The organism is Enterobacter cloacae complex sp. 372C4, assembly GCF_050030615.1.
In the GTDB taxonomy this organism is placed as follows: Bacteria; Pseudomonadota; Gammaproteobacteria; order Enterobacterales; family Enterobacteriaceae; genus Enterobacter; species Enterobacter intestinihominis.
This window is the reverse complement of sequence record NZ_JBLGUQ010000001.1, coordinates 655526-672720: the sequence shown is the minus strand read 5'-3', so window position 1 is coordinate 672720 and position 17195 is coordinate 655526. Positions and strand designations below refer to the sequence as shown.

Here is a 17195-nt window from a genome sequence, read left to right as displayed (position 1 = left end):
ACGCCGTCTCTTCGCGCTATACCTGACTCTAAGTGCATTTCCAGCAGACGAGGTTGTAGTGTAGAATGCTGCGTTTTCGCACTGAAAAACGTCAGGCTAAGAACAGCGGCCTCCAGGAATTCGTAAGGCATAATTATTTAACTATATGAAGAACATACGTAACTTTTCGATCATTGCTCACATTGACCACGGTAAGTCGACGCTGTCTGACCGTATTATCCAGATTTGCGGTGGCCTGTCTGATCGTGAAATGGCAGCCCAGGTTCTGGACTCCATGGACCTGGAACGCGAACGCGGTATTACCATTAAAGCCCAGAGCGTGACGCTCGACTATAAGGCTTCCGATGGTGAAACCTACCAGCTGAACTTTATCGACACCCCAGGGCACGTTGACTTCTCTTATGAAGTGTCACGCTCGCTGGCGGCCTGCGAAGGCGCGCTGCTGGTGGTGGATGCCGGGCAGGGCGTAGAGGCCCAGACGCTGGCAAACTGCTATACCGCCATGGAAATGGATCTCGAAGTGGTGCCGGTTCTGAATAAAATCGACCTGCCAGCCGCCGATCCTGAGCGCGTAGCGGAAGAAATTGAAGACATCGTCGGTATCGATGCGACCGATGCAGTGCGCTGCTCGGCAAAAACCGGCGTAGGTGTTCCGGATGTACTGGAACGTCTGGTGCGTGACATTCCGCCGCCGGAAGGTGACCCGGATGCGCCGCTCCAGGCGCTGATCATCGACTCCTGGTTTGATAACTACCTGGGCGTTGTCTCGCTGGTGCGTATTAAAAACGGCACCATGCGTAAAGGCGACAAAATCAAGGTCATGAGCACCGGGCAGGTCTACAACGCTGACCGCCTCGGCATCTTCACGCCAAAACAGGTTGACCGTACCGAACTGAAATGCGGCGAAGTGGGTTGGCTGGTCTGTGCAATTAAAGACATCCTCGGTGCGCCAGTGGGCGATACCCTGACCGGCGCACGTAACCCGGCAGATAAAGCGCTGCCAGGCTTCAAAAAGGTGAAACCGCAGGTTTATGCGGGTCTGTTCCCGGTCAGCTCCGACGATTACGAAAACTTCCGCGATGCGCTCGGAAAGCTGAGCCTCAACGATGCTTCCCTGTTCTATGAGCCAGAAAGCTCAACGGCGCTGGGCTTCGGCTTCCGCTGTGGCTTCCTCGGTCTGCTGCACATGGAGATCATTCAGGAACGTCTGGAGCGTGAATACGATCTGGATCTGATCACCACCGCCCCGACGGTTGTCTACGAAGTAGAAACCACGTCGAAAGAGGTCATCTACGTCGACAGCCCTTCCAAGCTCCCGCCGCTGAATAATATTCAGGAACTGCGCGAGCCTATCGCAGAGTGTCACATGCTGCTGCCGCAGGAGTTCCTCGGCAACGTGATCACCCTGTGTATTGAGAAGCGTGGCGTGCAGACCAACATGGTGTACCACGGTAACCAGGTGGCGCTGACCTATGAAATTCCGATGGCGGAAGTGGTGCTCGACTTCTTCGACCGTCTGAAGTCTACCTCCCGTGGCTATGCGTCACTGGACTACAACTTCAAACGCTTCCAGGCCTCGAACATGGTTCGCGTGGACGTGCTGATCAACGGCGAGCGAGTTGATGCCCTGGCGCTGATCACCCACAACGATAACGCACCGTACCGTGGTCGTGAGCTGGTTGAGAAGATGAAAGAGCTGATCCCGCGTCAGCAGTTTGACATTGCGATTCAGGCGGCCATTGGTAACCACATCATTGCCCGTTCAACCGTGAAGCAGCTGCGTAAAAACGTTCTGGCTAAGTGCTACGGCGGCGACGTCAGCCGTAAGAAAAAGCTGTTGCAGAAGCAGAAAGAAGGTAAGAAGCGTATGAAGCAGGTCGGTAACGTTGAGCTGCCGCAGGAAGCATTCCTTGCCATCCTTCATGTTGGTAAAGACGGAAACGGTAAATAACCTTAAGGAGTTGGCATGGCGAACATGTTTGCCCTGATCCTGGTCATCGCTACCCTGGTAACAGGTCTGTTATGGTGCCTGGATAAGTTTATCTTCGCCCCAAAACGCCGTGAACGTCAGGCTGCCGCGCAGGCAGCCACGGGCGATACGCTGGACGCGAAAACCCTGAAAAAAGTCGGCCCAAAACCGGGCTGGCTGGAAACAGGGGCATCGGTCTTCCCGGTGCTGGCGATTGTGCTGGTGGTGCGTTCATTTATCTATGAACCGTTCCAGATCCCGTCAGGATCGATGATGCCAACGCTGCTGATCGGTGATTTCATTCTGGTTGAGAAGTTTGCCTATGGCATCAAAGATCCGATCTACCAGAAAACGCTGATCGAAACGGGTCATCCGAAACGTGGCGACATCGTGGTGTTTAAATATCCGGAAGATCCACGGCTGGATTATATTAAACGCGCGGTAGGTCTGCCGGGCGATAAAGTAACCTACGATCCGATAGCGAAGGAAGTGAGGATTCAGCCAGGCTGTAGCTCTGGAACTGCATGTGAAAATGCGCTGCCAGTCACTTACTCCAACGTTGAGCCAGGTGATTTTGTGCAGACCTTCGCCCGCCGTAATGGCGGTGAAGCGACCAGCGGATTCTTCCAGGTGCCAAAAGGTGAAACCAAAGAGAACGGTATTCGTCTGGTTGAACGCAAAGAGACGCTGGGCGATGTCACTCACCGCATTCTGACTGTGCCAATCGCACAGGACCAGCTGGCAATGTACTACCAGCAGCCGGGCCAGCAGCTGGCGACCTGGATTGTGCCGCCGGGACATTACTTCATGATGGGTGATAACCGCGATAACTCCGCGGACAGCCGTTACTGGGGCTTTGTGCCTGAAGCGAATCTGGTCGGTAAAGCAACCGCTATCTGGATGAGTTTCGAGAAGCAGGAAGGCGAGTGGCCGACCGGCGTTCGCCTGAATCGTATTGGCGGAATTCATTAATTTTTGTCAAAAATAACACGTAGCGGCTTTTATTCGCCGCTACGTGAATTATTTCAGCGATAAATCTCTTTGAACTAACGACATCCCCTGTCGTTGCGTATAGAATATTCCCCCGAAGTTTAAGGTTGGCCCTGCAAGGGTGCCACGGCACACGAAACCGCGTTGGTTTTCTCAGGTCGGTTTCGTGTGCTGCATTTTTGACGCATTCATTTATTGGTATCGCATGAACCCCATCGTAATTAATCGGCTTCAACGGAAGCTGGGCTACACTTTTCATCATCAGGAGTTGTTGCAACAGGCATTAACCCATCGCAGTGCCAGCAGCAAACATAATGAGCGTCTCGAGTTTTTAGGCGACTCTATTTTAAGTTTCGTGATTGCAAATGCGCTTTATCATCGTTTTCCGCGTGTGGATGAAGGTGATATGAGCCGCATGCGCGCCACGCTGGTGCGTGGCAACACCCTCGCTGAAATCGCACGCGAGTTTGAGCTGGGTGAGTGTCTGCGTCTGGGGCCGGGTGAGCTGAAAAGTGGTGGGTTCCGTCGTGAATCCATTCTTGCCGATACGGTCGAGGCTTTAATCGGTGGCGTGTTCCTGGACAGCGATATCCAGACCGTAGAAAAGATGATCCTGAACTGGTATCAGACCCGTCTGGACGAAATCAGCCCGGGCGATAAACAAAAAGATCCGAAAACGCGTCTGCAAGAATATTTGCAGGGTCGTCACCTCCCGCTGCCATCCTATCTGGTGGTGCAGGTACGTGGCGAAGCGCACGATCAGGAATTTACCATCCATTGCCAGGTCAGTGGCCTGAGTGAACCGGTGGTCGGCACGGGTTCAAGCCGTCGTAAGGCTGAACAGGCTGCCGCCGAACAGGCGTTAAAAATGCTGGAGCTGGAATGAGCGAAGAAAAAACGTATTGCGGATTTATTGCCATCGTCGGACGTCCGAACGTTGGCAAATCCACCCTGTTGAATAATCTGCTTGGACAGAAGATTTCCATTACCTCACGTAAGGCGCAGACCACGCGTCACCGCATCGTCGGTATCCATACTGAAGGCGCGTATCAGGCGATCTACGTCGATACCCCGGGCCTGCACATGGAAGAGAAGCGTGCCATCAACCGTCTGATGAACAAGGCGGCGAGCAGCTCCATTGGCGATGTAGAGCTGGTGATTTTCGTTGTGGAAGGCACCCGCTGGACGCCGGACGACGAAATGGTCCTGAACAAGCTGCGTGACGGCAAAACGCCGGTGATCCTCGCGGTCAATAAAGTGGACAACGTGCAGGAAAAAGCCGATCTGCTGCCGCATCTGCAATGGCTGGGCAGCCAGATGAACTTCCTGGACATCGTCCCGCTGTCTGCGGAAACGGGTCTGAACGTCGATACCATCGCGGGCATCGTGCGTAAACATCTGCCGGAAGCGACTCATCACTTCCCGGAAGACTACATCACCGATCGCTCTCAGCGTTTTATGGCGTCTGAAATCATCCGTGAGAAGCTGATGCGTTTCCTGGGCGCTGAACTGCCGTACTCTGTGACGGTGGAGATCGAGCGTTTCCAGAGCAACGAGCGTGGCGGCTACGATATTAACGGTCTGATCCTCGTTGAGCGTGAAGGTCAGAAGAAGATGGTGATCGGCAATAAAGGTGCCAAGATCAAAACTATCGGAATCGAAGCCCGTAAAGACATGATGGACATGTTTGAAGCACCGGTTCACCTGGAACTGTGGGTGAAAGTGAAATCTGGCTGGGCCGATGATGAGCGTGCGCTGCGCAGCCTCGGTTACGGCGAAGATCAGTAACCTAAGACGACGAGCATATGGATGGATGGCAGCGCGCCTTTGTCCTGCATAGTCGTCCCTGGAGCGAAACCAGCCTGATGCTGGACGTCTTCACGGAAGAGTCCGGTCGCGTGCGCCTTGTTGCCAAAGGCGCACGTTCCAGACGTTCTAATCTGAAAGGTGCCTTGCAGCCTTTCACCCCGCTGCTGGTCCGCTTTGGCGGGCGAGGGGAAGTCAAAACCCTGCGCAGTGCTGAAGCCGTCTCCCTGGCGCTTCCTCTTTCTGGTATCACGCTCTACAGCGGTTTGTATGTCAACGAACTCATTTCACGGGTTCTTGAACATGAGACCCGCTTCTCTGAACTTTTCTTTGATTACCTGCACTGTATTCAGGCACTTGCTGGCGCAACCGGCACCCCTGAGCCTGTGCTGCGTCGTTTCGAACTGGCGCTGCTGGGGCACCTTGGTTACGGCGTTGATTTTCTGCACTGTGCGGGGAGCGGGGACGAGGTAGAAGACACTATGACCTACCGCTATCGTGAGGAAAAGGGCTTTATTGCCAGTGTCGTCGTCGATAACAGCACTTTTACCGGGCGCCAGCTCAGAGCACTGTATGAACGCGAGTTCCCGGACGCCGACACCCTGCGTGCGGCAAAACGCTTTACCCGAATCGCGCTCAAGCCGTATCTTGGGGGCAAACCTTTAAAGAGCCGCGAATTATTCAGGCAGTTTATGCCGAAACGCTAATGTTTTACCCCTCACCCCAGCCCTCTCCCGGAGGGAGAGGGAGAAGGTAAATGACCAAAAATACCGAGGATTGTCATGGCTGAATTACTGTTAGGCGTCAATATCGATCACATCGCCACGTTACGTAATGCACGCGGTACCGCGTATCCCGATCCGGTTCAGGCGGCATTTATCGCTGAGCAGGCTGGCGCCGACGGCATTACCGTCCACCTGCGTGAAGATCGTCGCCACATCACTGACCGCGACGTGCGCATCTTGCGTCAGACGCTGGACACCCGCATGAACCTGGAGATGGCGGTGACAGAAGAGATGCTGGCGATTGCCTGCGAGACCAAACCGCATTTCTGCTGCCTGGTGCCGGAAAAGCGTCAGGAAGTGACCACCGAAGGCGGTCTCGATGTGGCCGGGCAGCTCGACAAAATGCGCGATGCCTGCAAACGCCTGGCGGATGCCGGTATCCTGGTATCTTTATTTATCGACGCTGATTTCACCCAGATTAAAGCCGCTGCCGACGTGGGTGCGCCATATATTGAAATTCACACCGGCTGCTATGCCGATGCCGAAAACGACGCAGCGCAGGCGAAAGAGCTGGAGCGAATCGCCAAAGCGGCAACCTACGCCGCGAGCCTGGGACTGAAGGTGAACGCCGGACACGGCCTGACCTATCATAACGTAAAAGCCATTGCTGCCCTGCCGGAAATGCATGAGCTGAACATTGGCCACGCCATTATTGGTCGTGCGGTGATGAGCGGCCTGAAAGAGGCGGTGTCCGAGATGAAGCGCCTGATGCTGGAAGCGCGTCAGTAATGGCTATTCTGGGCTTAGGCACCGACATCGTTGAAATAGCCCGCATTGAAGCGGTGATCGCCCGCAGCGGCGATCGCCTCGCAAGACGCGTGCTGAGCGATAACGAATGGGCTATCTGGGAGGCGCATCAACAGCCGGTGCGCTTTCTGGCAAAGCGCTTCGCGGTAAAAGAGGCGGCGGCGAAAGCGTTCGGCACGGGCATTCGTAACGGCCTGGCGTTCAACCAGTTTGAAGTGTTTAACGATGAGCTGGGTAAGCCACGTCTGCGTTTATGGGGCGAGGCGCTTAAGCTGGCGGAAAAGCTGGGCGTGGCGCACATGCACGTAACGCTTGCAGATGAACGCCACTATGCCTGTGCGACGGTGATTATTGAGAGTTAAATTTTGTCCGCATGGTGCATCAGGACAAACTTATCCCACAACTGTTCTTCATTCTCGACGTGTGCCGGATCTTTTAAGATCGTATTGGGAATTGGGCACACCTTCTGGCAGGTCGGCGTTTCATAGTGGCCGATGCATTCGGTGCAGCGGTCGCTGTTAATCTCATAAATGCTGTCGCCCATCGAAATCGCCTGGTTCGGGCATTCGGGTTCGCACATATCGCAGTTGATGCATTTTTTGGTGATTAACAGCGCCATCAGGAAATTCTCAGAAACATCACAAACAGGGCGGGCATTATACGCTCATTCGTTGTTCAAACCAGTTTTTTTACCAGCTCTTCGCTGTGACGAATACGCTCTGGCGCACGCTCCAGATCCTGCTGAACCAGCGCCATAAACAGCAGGTCCGTCAGCATCATCTGCGCACTCGTCGACGAAATCGCCGCGCTGCGAGTGGCCTGTTCCTCGGCAATGGTATACAGGCAGCGGGTTGCCCGTTGCTGAAGCGCATTCGGGCTAAAACCGGTAATCGCCAGAATTTTTCCTCCTACGCGCAGGGCTTCGTCAGTGGCCATATTAATTTCACGTCGCTTGCCGGAATAGGAGATGGCCAGCAGTAAATCGTCAGGATCCATGGCCTGCACGGTCGCCAGCAGCGCGTGCATATCCTGTTCAACGATGGCGTTATAGCCGATTTTTGTCAGCTTCCAGCCAAAGTTACGCGCAACCAGTCCGGAGGCGCCGATCCCGGTCAACACAATACGCCGCGCGTCGCGAAGCATGGCTACGCTTTCCAGCAGCTTCTCTTCCGTGTTTACATCCAGCGTGGCATGCATTGCCGCCACGTTCTCCTTGATCAGCTTTTCGCCCACCAGACGCATCGGATCGTCGCCACGGATCTGGTTATGCACCGGCATTGACTGCGGATTCGGGTTGCTCACCAGTGCTTCACTGATCGCCAGCTTTAGCGCCGGAAAGCCCTTATAGCCTATTTTCTGGGCGAATTTCACCACGCTCGACTGGCTTACCCCGGCTTCGCCTGCCAGCTGCTGGGAGCTGAGGTGTCGCGCGCGATCGGGCTGAGAAAGTAAAAAATCCGCCAGCTTTTTATCACTCTGGGCAAACCCTGCGTAGCGCTGACGAATACGAATTAAACAGTTCATACGGTCTCCTGGCGAAAATGTGATTACCCGCGCAAATACGAATTTTGCTCGCCTGAATGAATTTTATATTCCATTATAGTGCGTTTATTATGAATTAAAAATTCCAGAGGTAAATAACATGAATCTTGGCTCTCTTGTTTCTGAAACGCGTAACCCGCAAACCATGGATCTTGATGCACTGTCCACGCTGGAGCTGGTAAACCGCTTTAATCAACAGGATACCCTCGTCGCGCTGGCAGTCAAAGAGACATTGCCTGAGGTAGCAAAAGCCGTAGACGCCGCTGCCGACGCTCTCAAAGCAGGAGGACGCATTATTTATATGGGAGCGGGAACCAGCGGGCGCCTCGGGGTGCTGGATGCCTCAGAATGTCCGCCGACTTTTGGCGTTCCGCACGGGCTGGTCGTTGGCCTGATTGCCGGTGGCCCCGGCGCGCTGCTGAAAGCGGTAGAAGGGGCAGAAGACAATAAACAGCTTGGGGAAGATGATCTCAGGGCGCTAAACCTGACCGCGCAGGATCTGGTGGTCGGGCTGGCGGCTTCTGGTCGTACGCCGTACGTCATTGGTGGACTGGAATATGCCAGACAGACCGGGTGCACCACAGTGGCCATCTCCTGTAACCCGGGCTCGCCGATTGCGCAGGTGGCCGCCATTGCCATCTCTCCGGTCGTCGGGCCGGAAGCGCTCACCGGCTCCACACGGCTGAAGTCGGGTACCGCGCAGAAGCTGGTGCTCAATATGATCTCCACCGGCGCGATGGTGAAATTTGGCAAGGTCTACCAAAACCTGATGGTGGATATGCAGGCCACTAACATCAAGCTGGTGGACAGAGCGTGTCGCATGGTGATGGAAGCGACAGGCGCCAGTCGTGAAGAGGCGGAAAAGGTGCTTCAGCAGACCGATCACGATGTAAAACCCGCCATTCTGATGATATTAACCGGGCTGGATGCAGCCGCGGCCAGAGCCAGACTCGAAGCCCATCACGGGTTTTTACGGGCGGCATTAGAACACCAATAAGAGGCGTGTATGGACAAAACAGCAGCGCTCGCCAGCGACATCCTGCTCGGGATCGGTGGGGAAAAAAATATTCAGCGTCTTGAGAACTGTATGACGCGTGTTCGCGTCGAGGTGCATAACGACGAACAGCTTGATTTGACGCGCCTTAAGCAGCTTCCCGGCGTGAGCGGGTACGTTAAGCAGGGGCAACAGCACCAGTTGATTGTCGGTCCGGGCAAAGCGGCGCAGGTGGTTGATGCCATGCGCGCCCTGATGACGGTCGGTGAAACGGCTCCCGCCTTTGACGATGCGGAACGCACCAAAGCGCAGGCGAAAGCCAAATACAAAGCCCCTATGAGCGATGCGCTGCGCCAACTGGCTAACGTCTTTATTCCGCTGATCCCGGCGTTTATCGCGTCGGGGTTGATCACCGGGATTATCAATATCCTTAAGCGTCCGGATATTGTCGGGGATTTTGCCACGCAGTATCCGAACCTGCTGGGTATTCTGGCTATTTTCGGCAGCGCGGTGTTTGCCATCATGAACATTCTGGTGGGGGTGAATACCGCCAAAGTGTTCGGCGGCTCGCTGGCGATGGGCGGCGTGATGGCCGGGATCCTCTCCAGCCCGCAGCTGGCGCAGATTACGCTGTTTGGCGAGGCGCTTCAGCCTGGCCGCGGCGGGGTGATTGCCGTGCTGCTGGTGGTCATTCTGATGTGCTGGATCGAGAAAAAGCTGCGCGCGGTGCTGCCAGGCTCGATTGAGCTGATCCTCAACCCGCTGCTGACCACATTGATTACCGGGAGCGTGGCGATTGTGGCGCTGCAACCGTTAGGCGGCGCTATCTCTGAAGCCATCGCCCACGGCGCGTCTCTGGCTATCGATCGCGGTGGGTTATTGGTGGGGGCTGTGCTGTCCGGAACCTTCCTGCCGTTAGTGCTGACCGGTCTGCATCAGGGGCTAGTGCCGATTCACGTCGAACTGGTACAGGCGCACGGCTATAACGCCCTGCTGCCGATCCTGTCGATGGCGGGCGTTGGGCAGGTCGGCGCGGCCATCGCGGTGCTGATGAAAACCCGCAACGCACGTCTGAAAAAGGTCATTAAAGGGGCGTTGCCGGTCGGGTTGCTCGGTATCGGCGAGCCGCTGATTTTCGGCGTTACGCTGCCGCTGGGCAAGCCGTTCCTGGCCGCCTGTCTCGGTGGCGCGGTGGGCGGGGCGTTGATTAGCTACTGGAAAGTGGCGACCGTTATCACCTTCGGGATTTCCGGTTTACCGCTGGCATTAACCATCGTGACCGGAAAAGTGATGCTCTATCTGTTAGGCTATCTGGTAGCGGTGATCGCCGGGTTCCTGTTTACCTGGCTATTAGGATTCAACGACCCAGAGGAGTAAGGTTTGGCAAATCACGAGCGTCGCGTTGTCTTTTTTGATCTGGATGGAACGCTGCATCAGCAGGATATGTTCGGCACCTTTATGCGCTATCTGCTGCGGCGCCAGCCCCTTAACGCGTTGCTGGTATTGCCCCTGTTACCCGTTATTGGCATCGCGCTACTGGTGAAAGGCCGTTCAGCGCGCTGGCCGATGAGCCTGCTGCTCTGGGGATGCACGTTTGGTCATAGCGAAGCGCGTCTTAAGCAGCTTGAACAGGATTTTGCCCACTGGTTTCGCGGGCACGTCGCCGCGTTTCCCGTGGTCCAGGCGCGCCTGACCAGCTATCTCGACGCCAACGATGCCGATATCTGGCTGATTACCGGCTCCCCGCAGACGCTGGTGGAGCAGGTCTATTATGATACGCCCTGGCTGCCGCGCGTAAACCTTATCGCCACGCAGATCGCGCGCGGCTACGGCGGCTGGGTGCTCACCCTGCGTTGCCTCGGACATGAAAAAGTGGTGCAGCTGGAGAAACGCATCGGTACGCCGCTGCGTCTGTACAGCGGCTACAGCGACAGCAAGCAGGACAACCCGCTGCTCTATTTTTGCCAGCACCGCTGGCGCGTCACGCCTCTGGGCGAACTTCAGCAACTCGAATAGTCTTATCTGTACCGGCTGTGTATAATGCCGCCCGCTTTTCGACTGGAGTATCAGCCCTTGTCCAACCCTGAACACAATCATGAATACTGGATGCGCCACGCGCTGGCGCTGGCTCAGCGTGCCTGGGAAGAGGGCGAAGTTCCCGTGGGCGCGGTGCTGGTCCATAACAATCAGGTAATTGGTGAAGGGTGGAACCGTCCGATTGGCCGTCACGATCCTACCGCGCATGCTGAAATTATGGCGCTGCGTCAGGGTGGACTGGTGCTGCAAAACTATCGTCTGCTTGATACCACTCTGTACGTCACCCTTGAACCGTGCGTGATGTGCTCCGGGGCGATGGTGCATAGCCGAATCGGTACGCTGGTGTTTGGCGCGCGGGATGAAAAAACGGGCGCTGCTGGTTCACTGATGGACGTGCTTGGGCATCCGGGGATGAACCACCAGGTGAAAACTATCGGCGGGGTACTTGCACCAGAATGTTCGGGTCTGTTAAGTGACTTTTTTCGAATGCGTCGGCTGCAGAAAAAGCAACAAAAGGCAGAATTGAAACCGCAGGGTGATTAAGCTCGTCCGGTGCGACCACCGGATAGCTTTCAGCCAGCTGTTGCGCCTCGGCCGCCTCTTTTTCTTTCTCCAGCAGATATCCCACCAGGCTTATCTGATACTTACGAATATTTTCCACGTAGGCATACGCTTCATGCCCGCGCGCATAGCCGTACGTCAGCTTCTGGTACCACTGTTTCTGGCTAAGCAGCGGCAGGCGCAGTTTTACATCTGACCAGCTGTCCGGGTTACCTTTGGTTTTTGCCGTCAGCGTCCGCGCGTCGAGCATATGGGCATAACCCATGTTATAGGCGGCCAGCGCAAACCAGATCCGCTCCCCTTCAGGAACCGTCTCCGGCACTTTCGCCATCATATCCTGTAAATATTGCGCGCCGCCGCTGATGCTCTGTTCCGCATCGGTTCGATCGCTAATGCCGAGGCTCTGCGCGGTATTTTTGGTCAGCATCATCAACCCGCGCACGCCCGTGGGGGAGGTGGCCTGAGCATCCCAGTGCGATTCCTGGTAGGAAATTGCCGCCAGTAACTTCCAGTCAATCTCCTGAGCGTACTTCTCGAACAGCGGTTGCAGGTCCGGCAGCACGCTATCCACCGCGCGCAGGAAGGAGCGGGTGTCAACGTAATCAAAATCGTCACCGTGACCGAGATATTTCTCTTCCAGACGCGCCAGGGTGCCGTCTTCATTGATGGAATTAAAGAAATCGAGCATAGCCGCAGAGACGGTTTGATCGTCGTCTAACTGGGTAAACCAGGTTACCGGCTGTTCATCGGTCACATCCAGCGCCACGGCGATTTCAGGATGAACGCGCTGGAAAAGGCTGATCGCCACCGAATCAGCAATGGTATAGGCCAGCTTTTTATCTTTTACCTGCTCCAGCAATTCGGTAGTGCCGAGTTTAGGATCGACCGTCCAGCTGAGGTTCGGGTATTTTTTCTCTTTCAACGCCCGCAGATCGTCAATCACCACATGGCCCGGCGCGATGGTCAATTGCTGGTCGGTAATGTCGGCCAGTGAGCGCGGGCGCAAGCTACCCACACGATAAACCACCTGCTGCGACACAGAGTAATAGGTCGGGCCCGGCTGATAATTTTTGCTGCGTTCGCTGTTGTACACCAGACCTGCGGCGAGAATATCGGCACGGTCATGGTCTAAATCATCAAACAGCTGGTTGATGTTCTGCCGCACGGTGACTTTCAGCTTCACGCCCAGATAGTCCGCAAACAGCTGTGCCAGTTCGTAATCAAGACCAATGGTTTTACCGTTGATATCGTCGTATATAAGCGGAGAGGAGAGGGTACTGACGCGCAACTCCCCCCGCTCCTGAATGGCGGCGATACGGTTTTCGGCTTTGCCGAACCAGGGGATAGACGGCCAGAGGGCCACTGCCAGCAGCAACGTAACAATGCCGATGAGCAGATAATTAATCTTTAATTTTTTCAATTAGTTAATTCTCTGCGACGCCGGTTGCCTCAGTGTGCTGTAGTCATGTTAAGAGTAGAGTTTGCCATTGATTGAGCGGCATTTTGCGCAAAGTAGCGCCAGTTGGCAACCAATTAGAGAGACAGGTCACATCTATTGTTAAACAAAAAGGATGATTTTATTTCGACGCAAACGGTTTCGTCGGCGCTCAGGATTCTCTATAATGACGCCCGTTTTCCCCCCTTGCGCACACTGTAAGCGCCCCGGCGCTTCGAAGACGAGAGACTTATGATGGAAATTCTGCGTGGTTCGCCTGCACTGTCTGCCTTCCGTATTAATAAACTGCTGGCACGTTTTCAGGCGGCCGACCTTCCGGTAAGCAATATTTACGCTGAGTATGTCCATTTTGCTGACCTGAATGCCCCCCTGAATGCAGAGGAGCGCGTACAGCTGGAACGTCTGCTTAAATATGGCCCAAGCCTGAGCAGCCATACGCCGACCGGCAAATTAATCCTCGCCACGCCACGTCCTGGCACCATCTCCCCCTGGTCTTCCAAAGCCACCGACATCGCTCACAACTGCGGCCTGAGCCAGATTAACCGTCTGGAGCGCGGCGTGGCGTACTATGTGGAAGCGTCAACCCTGAGCGACGCGCAGTGGCAGGCCGTCACGGCGGAGCTGCACGACCGCATGATGGAGAGCGTGTTTGACTCTCTGGATGATGCGCAGAAACTGTTCTCCCACCATCAGCCTGCGCCGGTACAGAGCGTGGATCTGCTGGGGCAGGGGCGTCAGGCGCTGATCGACGCAAACCTGCGTCTTGGTCTGGCACTCGCAGATGATGAAATCGACTACCTTCAGGATGCATTCGTTAAGCTGAATCGCAACCCGAACGACATCGAACTGTATATGTTCGCGCAGGCCAACTCCGAGCACTGCCGCCACAAAATTTTCAACGCCGACTGGATTATCGACGGCGAACAGCAGCCGAAGTCGCTGTTCAAAATGATCAAAAACACCATGGAGCAAACGCCTGACCACGTGCTGTCTGCCTATAAAGACAACGCCGCGGTGATGGAAGGTTCCGAGGTGGGCCGCTTCTTCGCCGACCGCGAAGCAGGGCGCTATGACTTCCACCAGGAGCCTGCGCATATCCTGATGAAAGTGGAAACCCACAACCACCCGACGGCCATCTCTCCGTGGCCGGGTGCGGCGACCGGCTCCGGCGGTGAAATCCGTGACGAAGGTGCGACCGGTCGCGGCGCGAAACCAAAAGCGGGTCTGGTCGGTTTCTCCGTTTCCAACCTGCGTATCCCGGGCTTTGAACAGCCGTGGGAAGAAGATTTCGGCAAGCCAGAGCGCATTGTGACCGCGCTGGATATCATGACCGAAGGCCCGCTGGGCGGCGCGGCGTTCAACAATGAATTTGGTCGTCCGGCGCTGAACGGTTACTTCCGTACCTACGAAGAGAAAGTGGACAGCCACAACGGCGAAGAGCTGCGCGGCTACCACAAACCCATCATGCTGGCGGGCGGGATCGGCAACATTCGCGCCGATCACGTGCAAAAAGGTGAGATCGTCGTGGGCGCGAAGCTGATCGTGCTCGGCGGCCCGGCCATGAACATTGGTCTGGGCGGTGGTGCAGCCTCGTCTATGGCTTCCGGCCAGTCTGATGCGGATCTCGACTTCGCGTCCGTGCAGCGCGACAACCCGGAAATGGAGCGCCGCTGTCAGGAAGTGATCGACCGCTGCTGGCAGCTCGGCGATGCCAACCCGATTCTGTTTATCCACGACGTGGGCGCGGGTGGGCTCTCTAACGCCATGCCTGAGCTGGTGAGCGACGGCGGTCGCGGCGGGCGCTTCAACCTGCGCGATATCCTGAGCGATGAGCCAGGCATGAGCCCGCTGGAAATCTGGTGTAACGAATCCCAGGAGCGCTACGTGCTGGCGGTTGCTGCCGATCAGCTGCCGCTGTTTGACGAGCTGTGCCGCCGCGAGCGCGCGCCGTATGCCGTCATCGGTGAAGCGACCGAAGAGCAGCACCTGACTCTCAGTGATACCCATTTCGACAACCAGCCGATCGATCTGCCGCTCGACGTGCTTCTCGGCAAAACGCCGAAGATGACCCGCGACGTTACAACCCGCAAAGCGGCGGGTAAAGCGCTGGATCGTCAGGGCATTATTGTGGCGGAAGCGGTTAACCGCGTGCTGCACCTGCCTGCGGTGGCGGAGAAAACCTTCCTGGTCACCATCGGCGACCGTACCGTGACCGGTATGGTGTCACGCGATCAGATGGTCGGCCCGTGGCAGATCCCGGTCGCTAACTGCGCCGTGACCACCGCGAGCCTCGACAGCTACTACGGCGAAGCGATGGCGCTGGGTGAACGCACCCCGGTGGCTCTGCTGGACTTCGCCGCTTCTGCCCGTCTGGCGGTCGGTGAAGCGCTGACCAATATCGCCGCGACGCAGATTGGCGACATCAAACGCATCAAACTTTCCGCGAACTGGATGGCCGCTGCCGGTCACCCTGGCGAAGACGCGGGCCTGTACGAAGCGGTAAAAGCGGTGGGTGAAGAGCTGTGTCCTGCGCTCGGCCTGACCATTCCGGTGGGTAAAGACTCCATGTCGATGAAAACCCGCTGGCAGGAAGGCAGCGAGCAGCGCGAGATGACTTCGCCTCTGTCGCTGGTGATCACCGCGTTTGCGCGCGTGGAAGACGTGCGTCATACCGTTACGCCGCAGCTTTCCACTGAAGATAACGCCCTGCTGTTGATTGACCTCGGCAAAGGCCATAACGCGCTGGGTGCCACCGCGCTGGCACAGGTTTATCGCCAGCTCGGCGAAAAGCCAGCCGACGTGCGGGACGTAGCACAGTTGAAAGGCTTCTACGACGCAATTCAGGCGCTGGTGGCGCAGCGTAAGCTGCTGGCCTACCACGATCGTTCCGATGGCGGCCTGCTAGTGACGCTGGCAGAGATGGCCTTCACCGGCCACTGCGGCGTTGAAGCAAACATTGCAACGCTTGGCGAAGACCGCCTGGCGGCGCTGTTTAACGAAGAGCTTGGCGCGGTCATTCAGGTACGCGCCGCAGATCGCGACGCGGTGGAAGCGATTCTGGCGCAGCACGGTCTGGCAGACTGCGTGCACTATCTCGGTAAAGCGGTGCAGGGCGACCGCTTCGTGATTGAAGCCGACGGCCACCCGGTGTTCAGCGAAAGCCGCACCACGTTGCGTATGTGGTGGGCGGAAACCACCTGGCAGATGCAGCGCCTGCGTGACAACCCGGAATGTGCCGATCAGGAGCATAACGCGAAGGCGAACGACAACGATCCTGGCCTGAACGTGAAGCTCACCTTCGACATCAACGAAGACATTGCCGCGCCGTACATTGCGACCGGTGCGCGTCCTAAAGTGGCCGTGCTGCGCGAACAGGGCGTTAACTCCCACGTTGAGATGGCAGCGGCCTTCCACCGGGCGGGCTTTGACGCCATCGACGTCCACATGAGCGACCTGCTGGCAGGGCGTACCGGGCTGGATGATTTCCAGGCACTGGTAGCCTGCGGGGGGTTCTCCTACGGTGACGTGCTGGGCGCGGGCGAAGGCTGGGCGAAGTCCATCCTGTTCAACAGCCGCGTACGTGACGAGTTTGAAACCTTCTTCCACCGTCCGCAGACGCTGGCGCTGGGGGTGTGTAACGGCTGCCAGATGATGTCTAACCTGCGCGAGCTGATCCCGGGCAGCGAAGCCTGGCCGCGCTTTGTGCGTAACCAGTCTGACCGCTTTGAAGCGCGCTTCAGCCTGGTAGAAGTAACCCAAAGCCCGTCCCTGCTGTTGCAGGGGATGGTCGGTTCGCAGATGCCAATCGCGGTTTCGCACGGTGAAGGTCAGGTTGAAGTCCGTGATGCGGCGCACCTGGCTCAGCTTGAAAGCAAAGGACTGGTGGCGCTGCGCTTTGTTGATAACTTTGGCAAGGTCACCGAAACCTATCCGGCTAACCCGAACGGTTCGGCAAATGGCATTACCGCGGTCACCAGCGAAAGCGGTCGGGTGACGATTATGATGCCGCACCCGGAGCGTGTCTTCCGTACCGTGAGCAACTCCTGGCACCCGGAAAACTGGGGCGAGGACAGCCCGTGGATGCGCATTTTCCGCAACGCACGTAAACAACTAGGTTAAGTTTCAACGCCCTGACTGTAGGCCCGGTAAGCGCGAGCGCCACCGGGCTTTTTTGTCTCTGTCGCAAAATCGCGACAACTCTCTGGTCTGAGTGTCTCCAAAAGGAGACATTTAACCTGTTGATTTATATGCGGCAGGACAGGTTCCCGTTAAGGTGTTGCTTAATAGCGACACTTAGCCTGAAAATCA

Annotated in this window: 15 protein-coding genes; 12 read left to right on the top strand and 3 right to left on the bottom strand. The window is 56.5% G+C overall.

What is annotated here, in order from left to right; all coding sequences use genetic code 11:
* The first annotated feature begins 145 nt into the window (after nucleotides 1-145).
* From lepA to acpS, 7 genes are all read left to right on the top strand, one after another.
* Nucleotides 146-1951 (top strand): translation elongation factor 4, encoded by a 1806-nt coding sequence (gene lepA, locus ACQG11_RS03175; protein ID WP_022649041.1) that lies wholly within the window; start codon nucleotides 146-148, stop codon nucleotides 1949-1951.
* A 15-nt stretch (nucleotides 1952-1966) separates the two neighbouring features.
* On the top strand, nucleotides 1967-2941 hold the full coding sequence (gene lepB / locus ACQG11_RS03170) for a signal peptidase I (RefSeq protein ID WP_022649040.1): 975 nt from the start codon (nucleotides 1967-1969) through the stop codon (nucleotides 2939-2941).
* A gap of 223 nt (nucleotides 2942-3164) precedes the next feature.
* Complete coding sequence (gene rnc / locus ACQG11_RS03165; RefSeq protein WP_023300736.1) at nucleotides 3165-3845, top strand: ribonuclease III; 681 nt, start codon at nucleotides 3165-3167, stop codon at nucleotides 3843-3845.
* Nucleotides 3842-4747 (top strand): GTPase Era, encoded by a 906-nt coding sequence (gene era, locus ACQG11_RS03160; protein ID WP_022649038.1) that lies wholly within the window; start codon nucleotides 3842-3844, stop codon nucleotides 4745-4747. The genes rnc and era overlap by 4 nt, the downstream gene beginning before the upstream one ends.
* 17 nt (nucleotides 4748-4764) lie before the next feature.
* Nucleotides 4765-5472, top strand: a complete 708-nt coding sequence (recO, locus tag ACQG11_RS03155) for a DNA repair protein RecO (RefSeq protein ID WP_015572142.1) — start codon at nucleotides 4765-4767, stop codon at nucleotides 5470-5472.
* Between the two features lie 75 nt (nucleotides 5473-5547).
* Nucleotides 5548-6279, top strand: a complete 732-nt coding sequence (gene pdxJ, locus ACQG11_RS03150; protein WP_015572143.1) for a pyridoxine 5'-phosphate synthase — start codon at nucleotides 5548-5550, stop codon at nucleotides 6277-6279.
* Nucleotides 6279-6659 carry a holo-ACP synthase gene (gene acpS, locus ACQG11_RS03145; RefSeq protein WP_015572144.1) on the top strand — a complete coding sequence of 127 codons (381 nt, stop codon included), beginning with the start codon at nucleotides 6279-6281 and terminating at the stop codon, nucleotides 6657-6659. Before pdxJ ends, acpS begins: the two co-directional genes overlap by 1 nt.
* Here acpS and ACQG11_RS03140 read toward each other — a convergent pair.
* Both ACQG11_RS03140 and ACQG11_RS03135 read right to left on the bottom strand, forming a co-directional pair.
* Nucleotides 6656-6916, bottom strand: coding sequence for a YfhL family 4Fe-4S dicluster ferredoxin (locus ACQG11_RS03140; RefSeq protein WP_023300734.1), 261 nt, complete (start codon nucleotides 6914-6916; stop codon nucleotides 6656-6658). The two genes, acpS and ACQG11_RS03140, sit on opposite strands and share 4 nt — an antisense overlap.
* Nucleotides 6917-6972: 56 nt before the next feature.
* Nucleotides 6973-7821: a MurR/RpiR family transcriptional regulator gene (locus tag ACQG11_RS03135; protein ID WP_426728171.1), complete on the bottom strand. Its 849-nt coding sequence runs from the start codon at nucleotides 7819-7821 to the stop codon at nucleotides 6973-6975.
* Nucleotides 7822-7939: 118 nt separating this feature from the next.
* On the opposite strand from ACQG11_RS03135, the gene murQ reads away from it, so the two are divergent.
* Genes murQ through tadA form a run of 4 tightly spaced genes read left to right on the top strand, consistent with a single transcriptional unit; the run spans nucleotide 7940 to nucleotide 11413 of the window.
* A complete protein-coding gene (gene murQ, locus ACQG11_RS03130; protein ID WP_023306721.1) occupies nucleotides 7940-8836 on the top strand; it encodes an N-acetylmuramic acid 6-phosphate etherase in 897 nt (298 codons plus the stop codon).
* A 9-nt stretch (nucleotides 8837-8845) separates the two neighbouring features.
* Nucleotides 8846-10210: a PTS transporter subunit EIIC gene (locus ACQG11_RS03125; protein ID WP_069596826.1), complete on the top strand. Its 1365-nt coding sequence runs from the start codon at nucleotides 8846-8848 to the stop codon at nucleotides 10208-10210.
* Nucleotides 10211-10213: 3 nt separating this feature from the next.
* Nucleotides 10214-10849 carry a phosphatidylglycerophosphatase C gene (gene yfhb, locus ACQG11_RS03120; RefSeq protein WP_022649033.1) on the top strand — a complete coding sequence of 212 codons (636 nt, stop codon included), beginning with the start codon at nucleotides 10214-10216 and terminating at the stop codon, nucleotides 10847-10849.
* Between the two features lie 24 nt (nucleotides 10850-10873).
* On the top strand, nucleotides 10874-11413 hold the full coding sequence (tadA, locus tag ACQG11_RS03115; protein WP_023300729.1) for a tRNA adenosine(34) deaminase TadA: 540 nt from the start codon (nucleotides 10874-10876) through the stop codon (nucleotides 11411-11413).
* Here the strand turns inward: tadA and mltF are convergent.
* Entirely contained in the window at nucleotides 11301-12851 is a 1551-nt protein-coding gene (gene mltF / locus ACQG11_RS03110; protein ID WP_063150672.1) for a membrane-bound lytic murein transglycosylase MltF, read from the bottom strand. The two genes, tadA and mltF, sit on opposite strands and share 113 nt — an antisense overlap.
* A 267-nt stretch (nucleotides 12852-13118) precedes the next feature.
* On the opposite strand from mltF, the gene purL reads away from it, so the two are divergent.
* Nucleotides 13119-17006, top strand: a complete 3888-nt coding sequence (gene purL, locus ACQG11_RS03105; RefSeq protein ID WP_032623753.1) for a phosphoribosylformylglycinamidine synthase — start codon at nucleotides 13119-13121, stop codon at nucleotides 17004-17006.
* Nucleotides 17007-17195 lie beyond the last annotated feature (189 nt).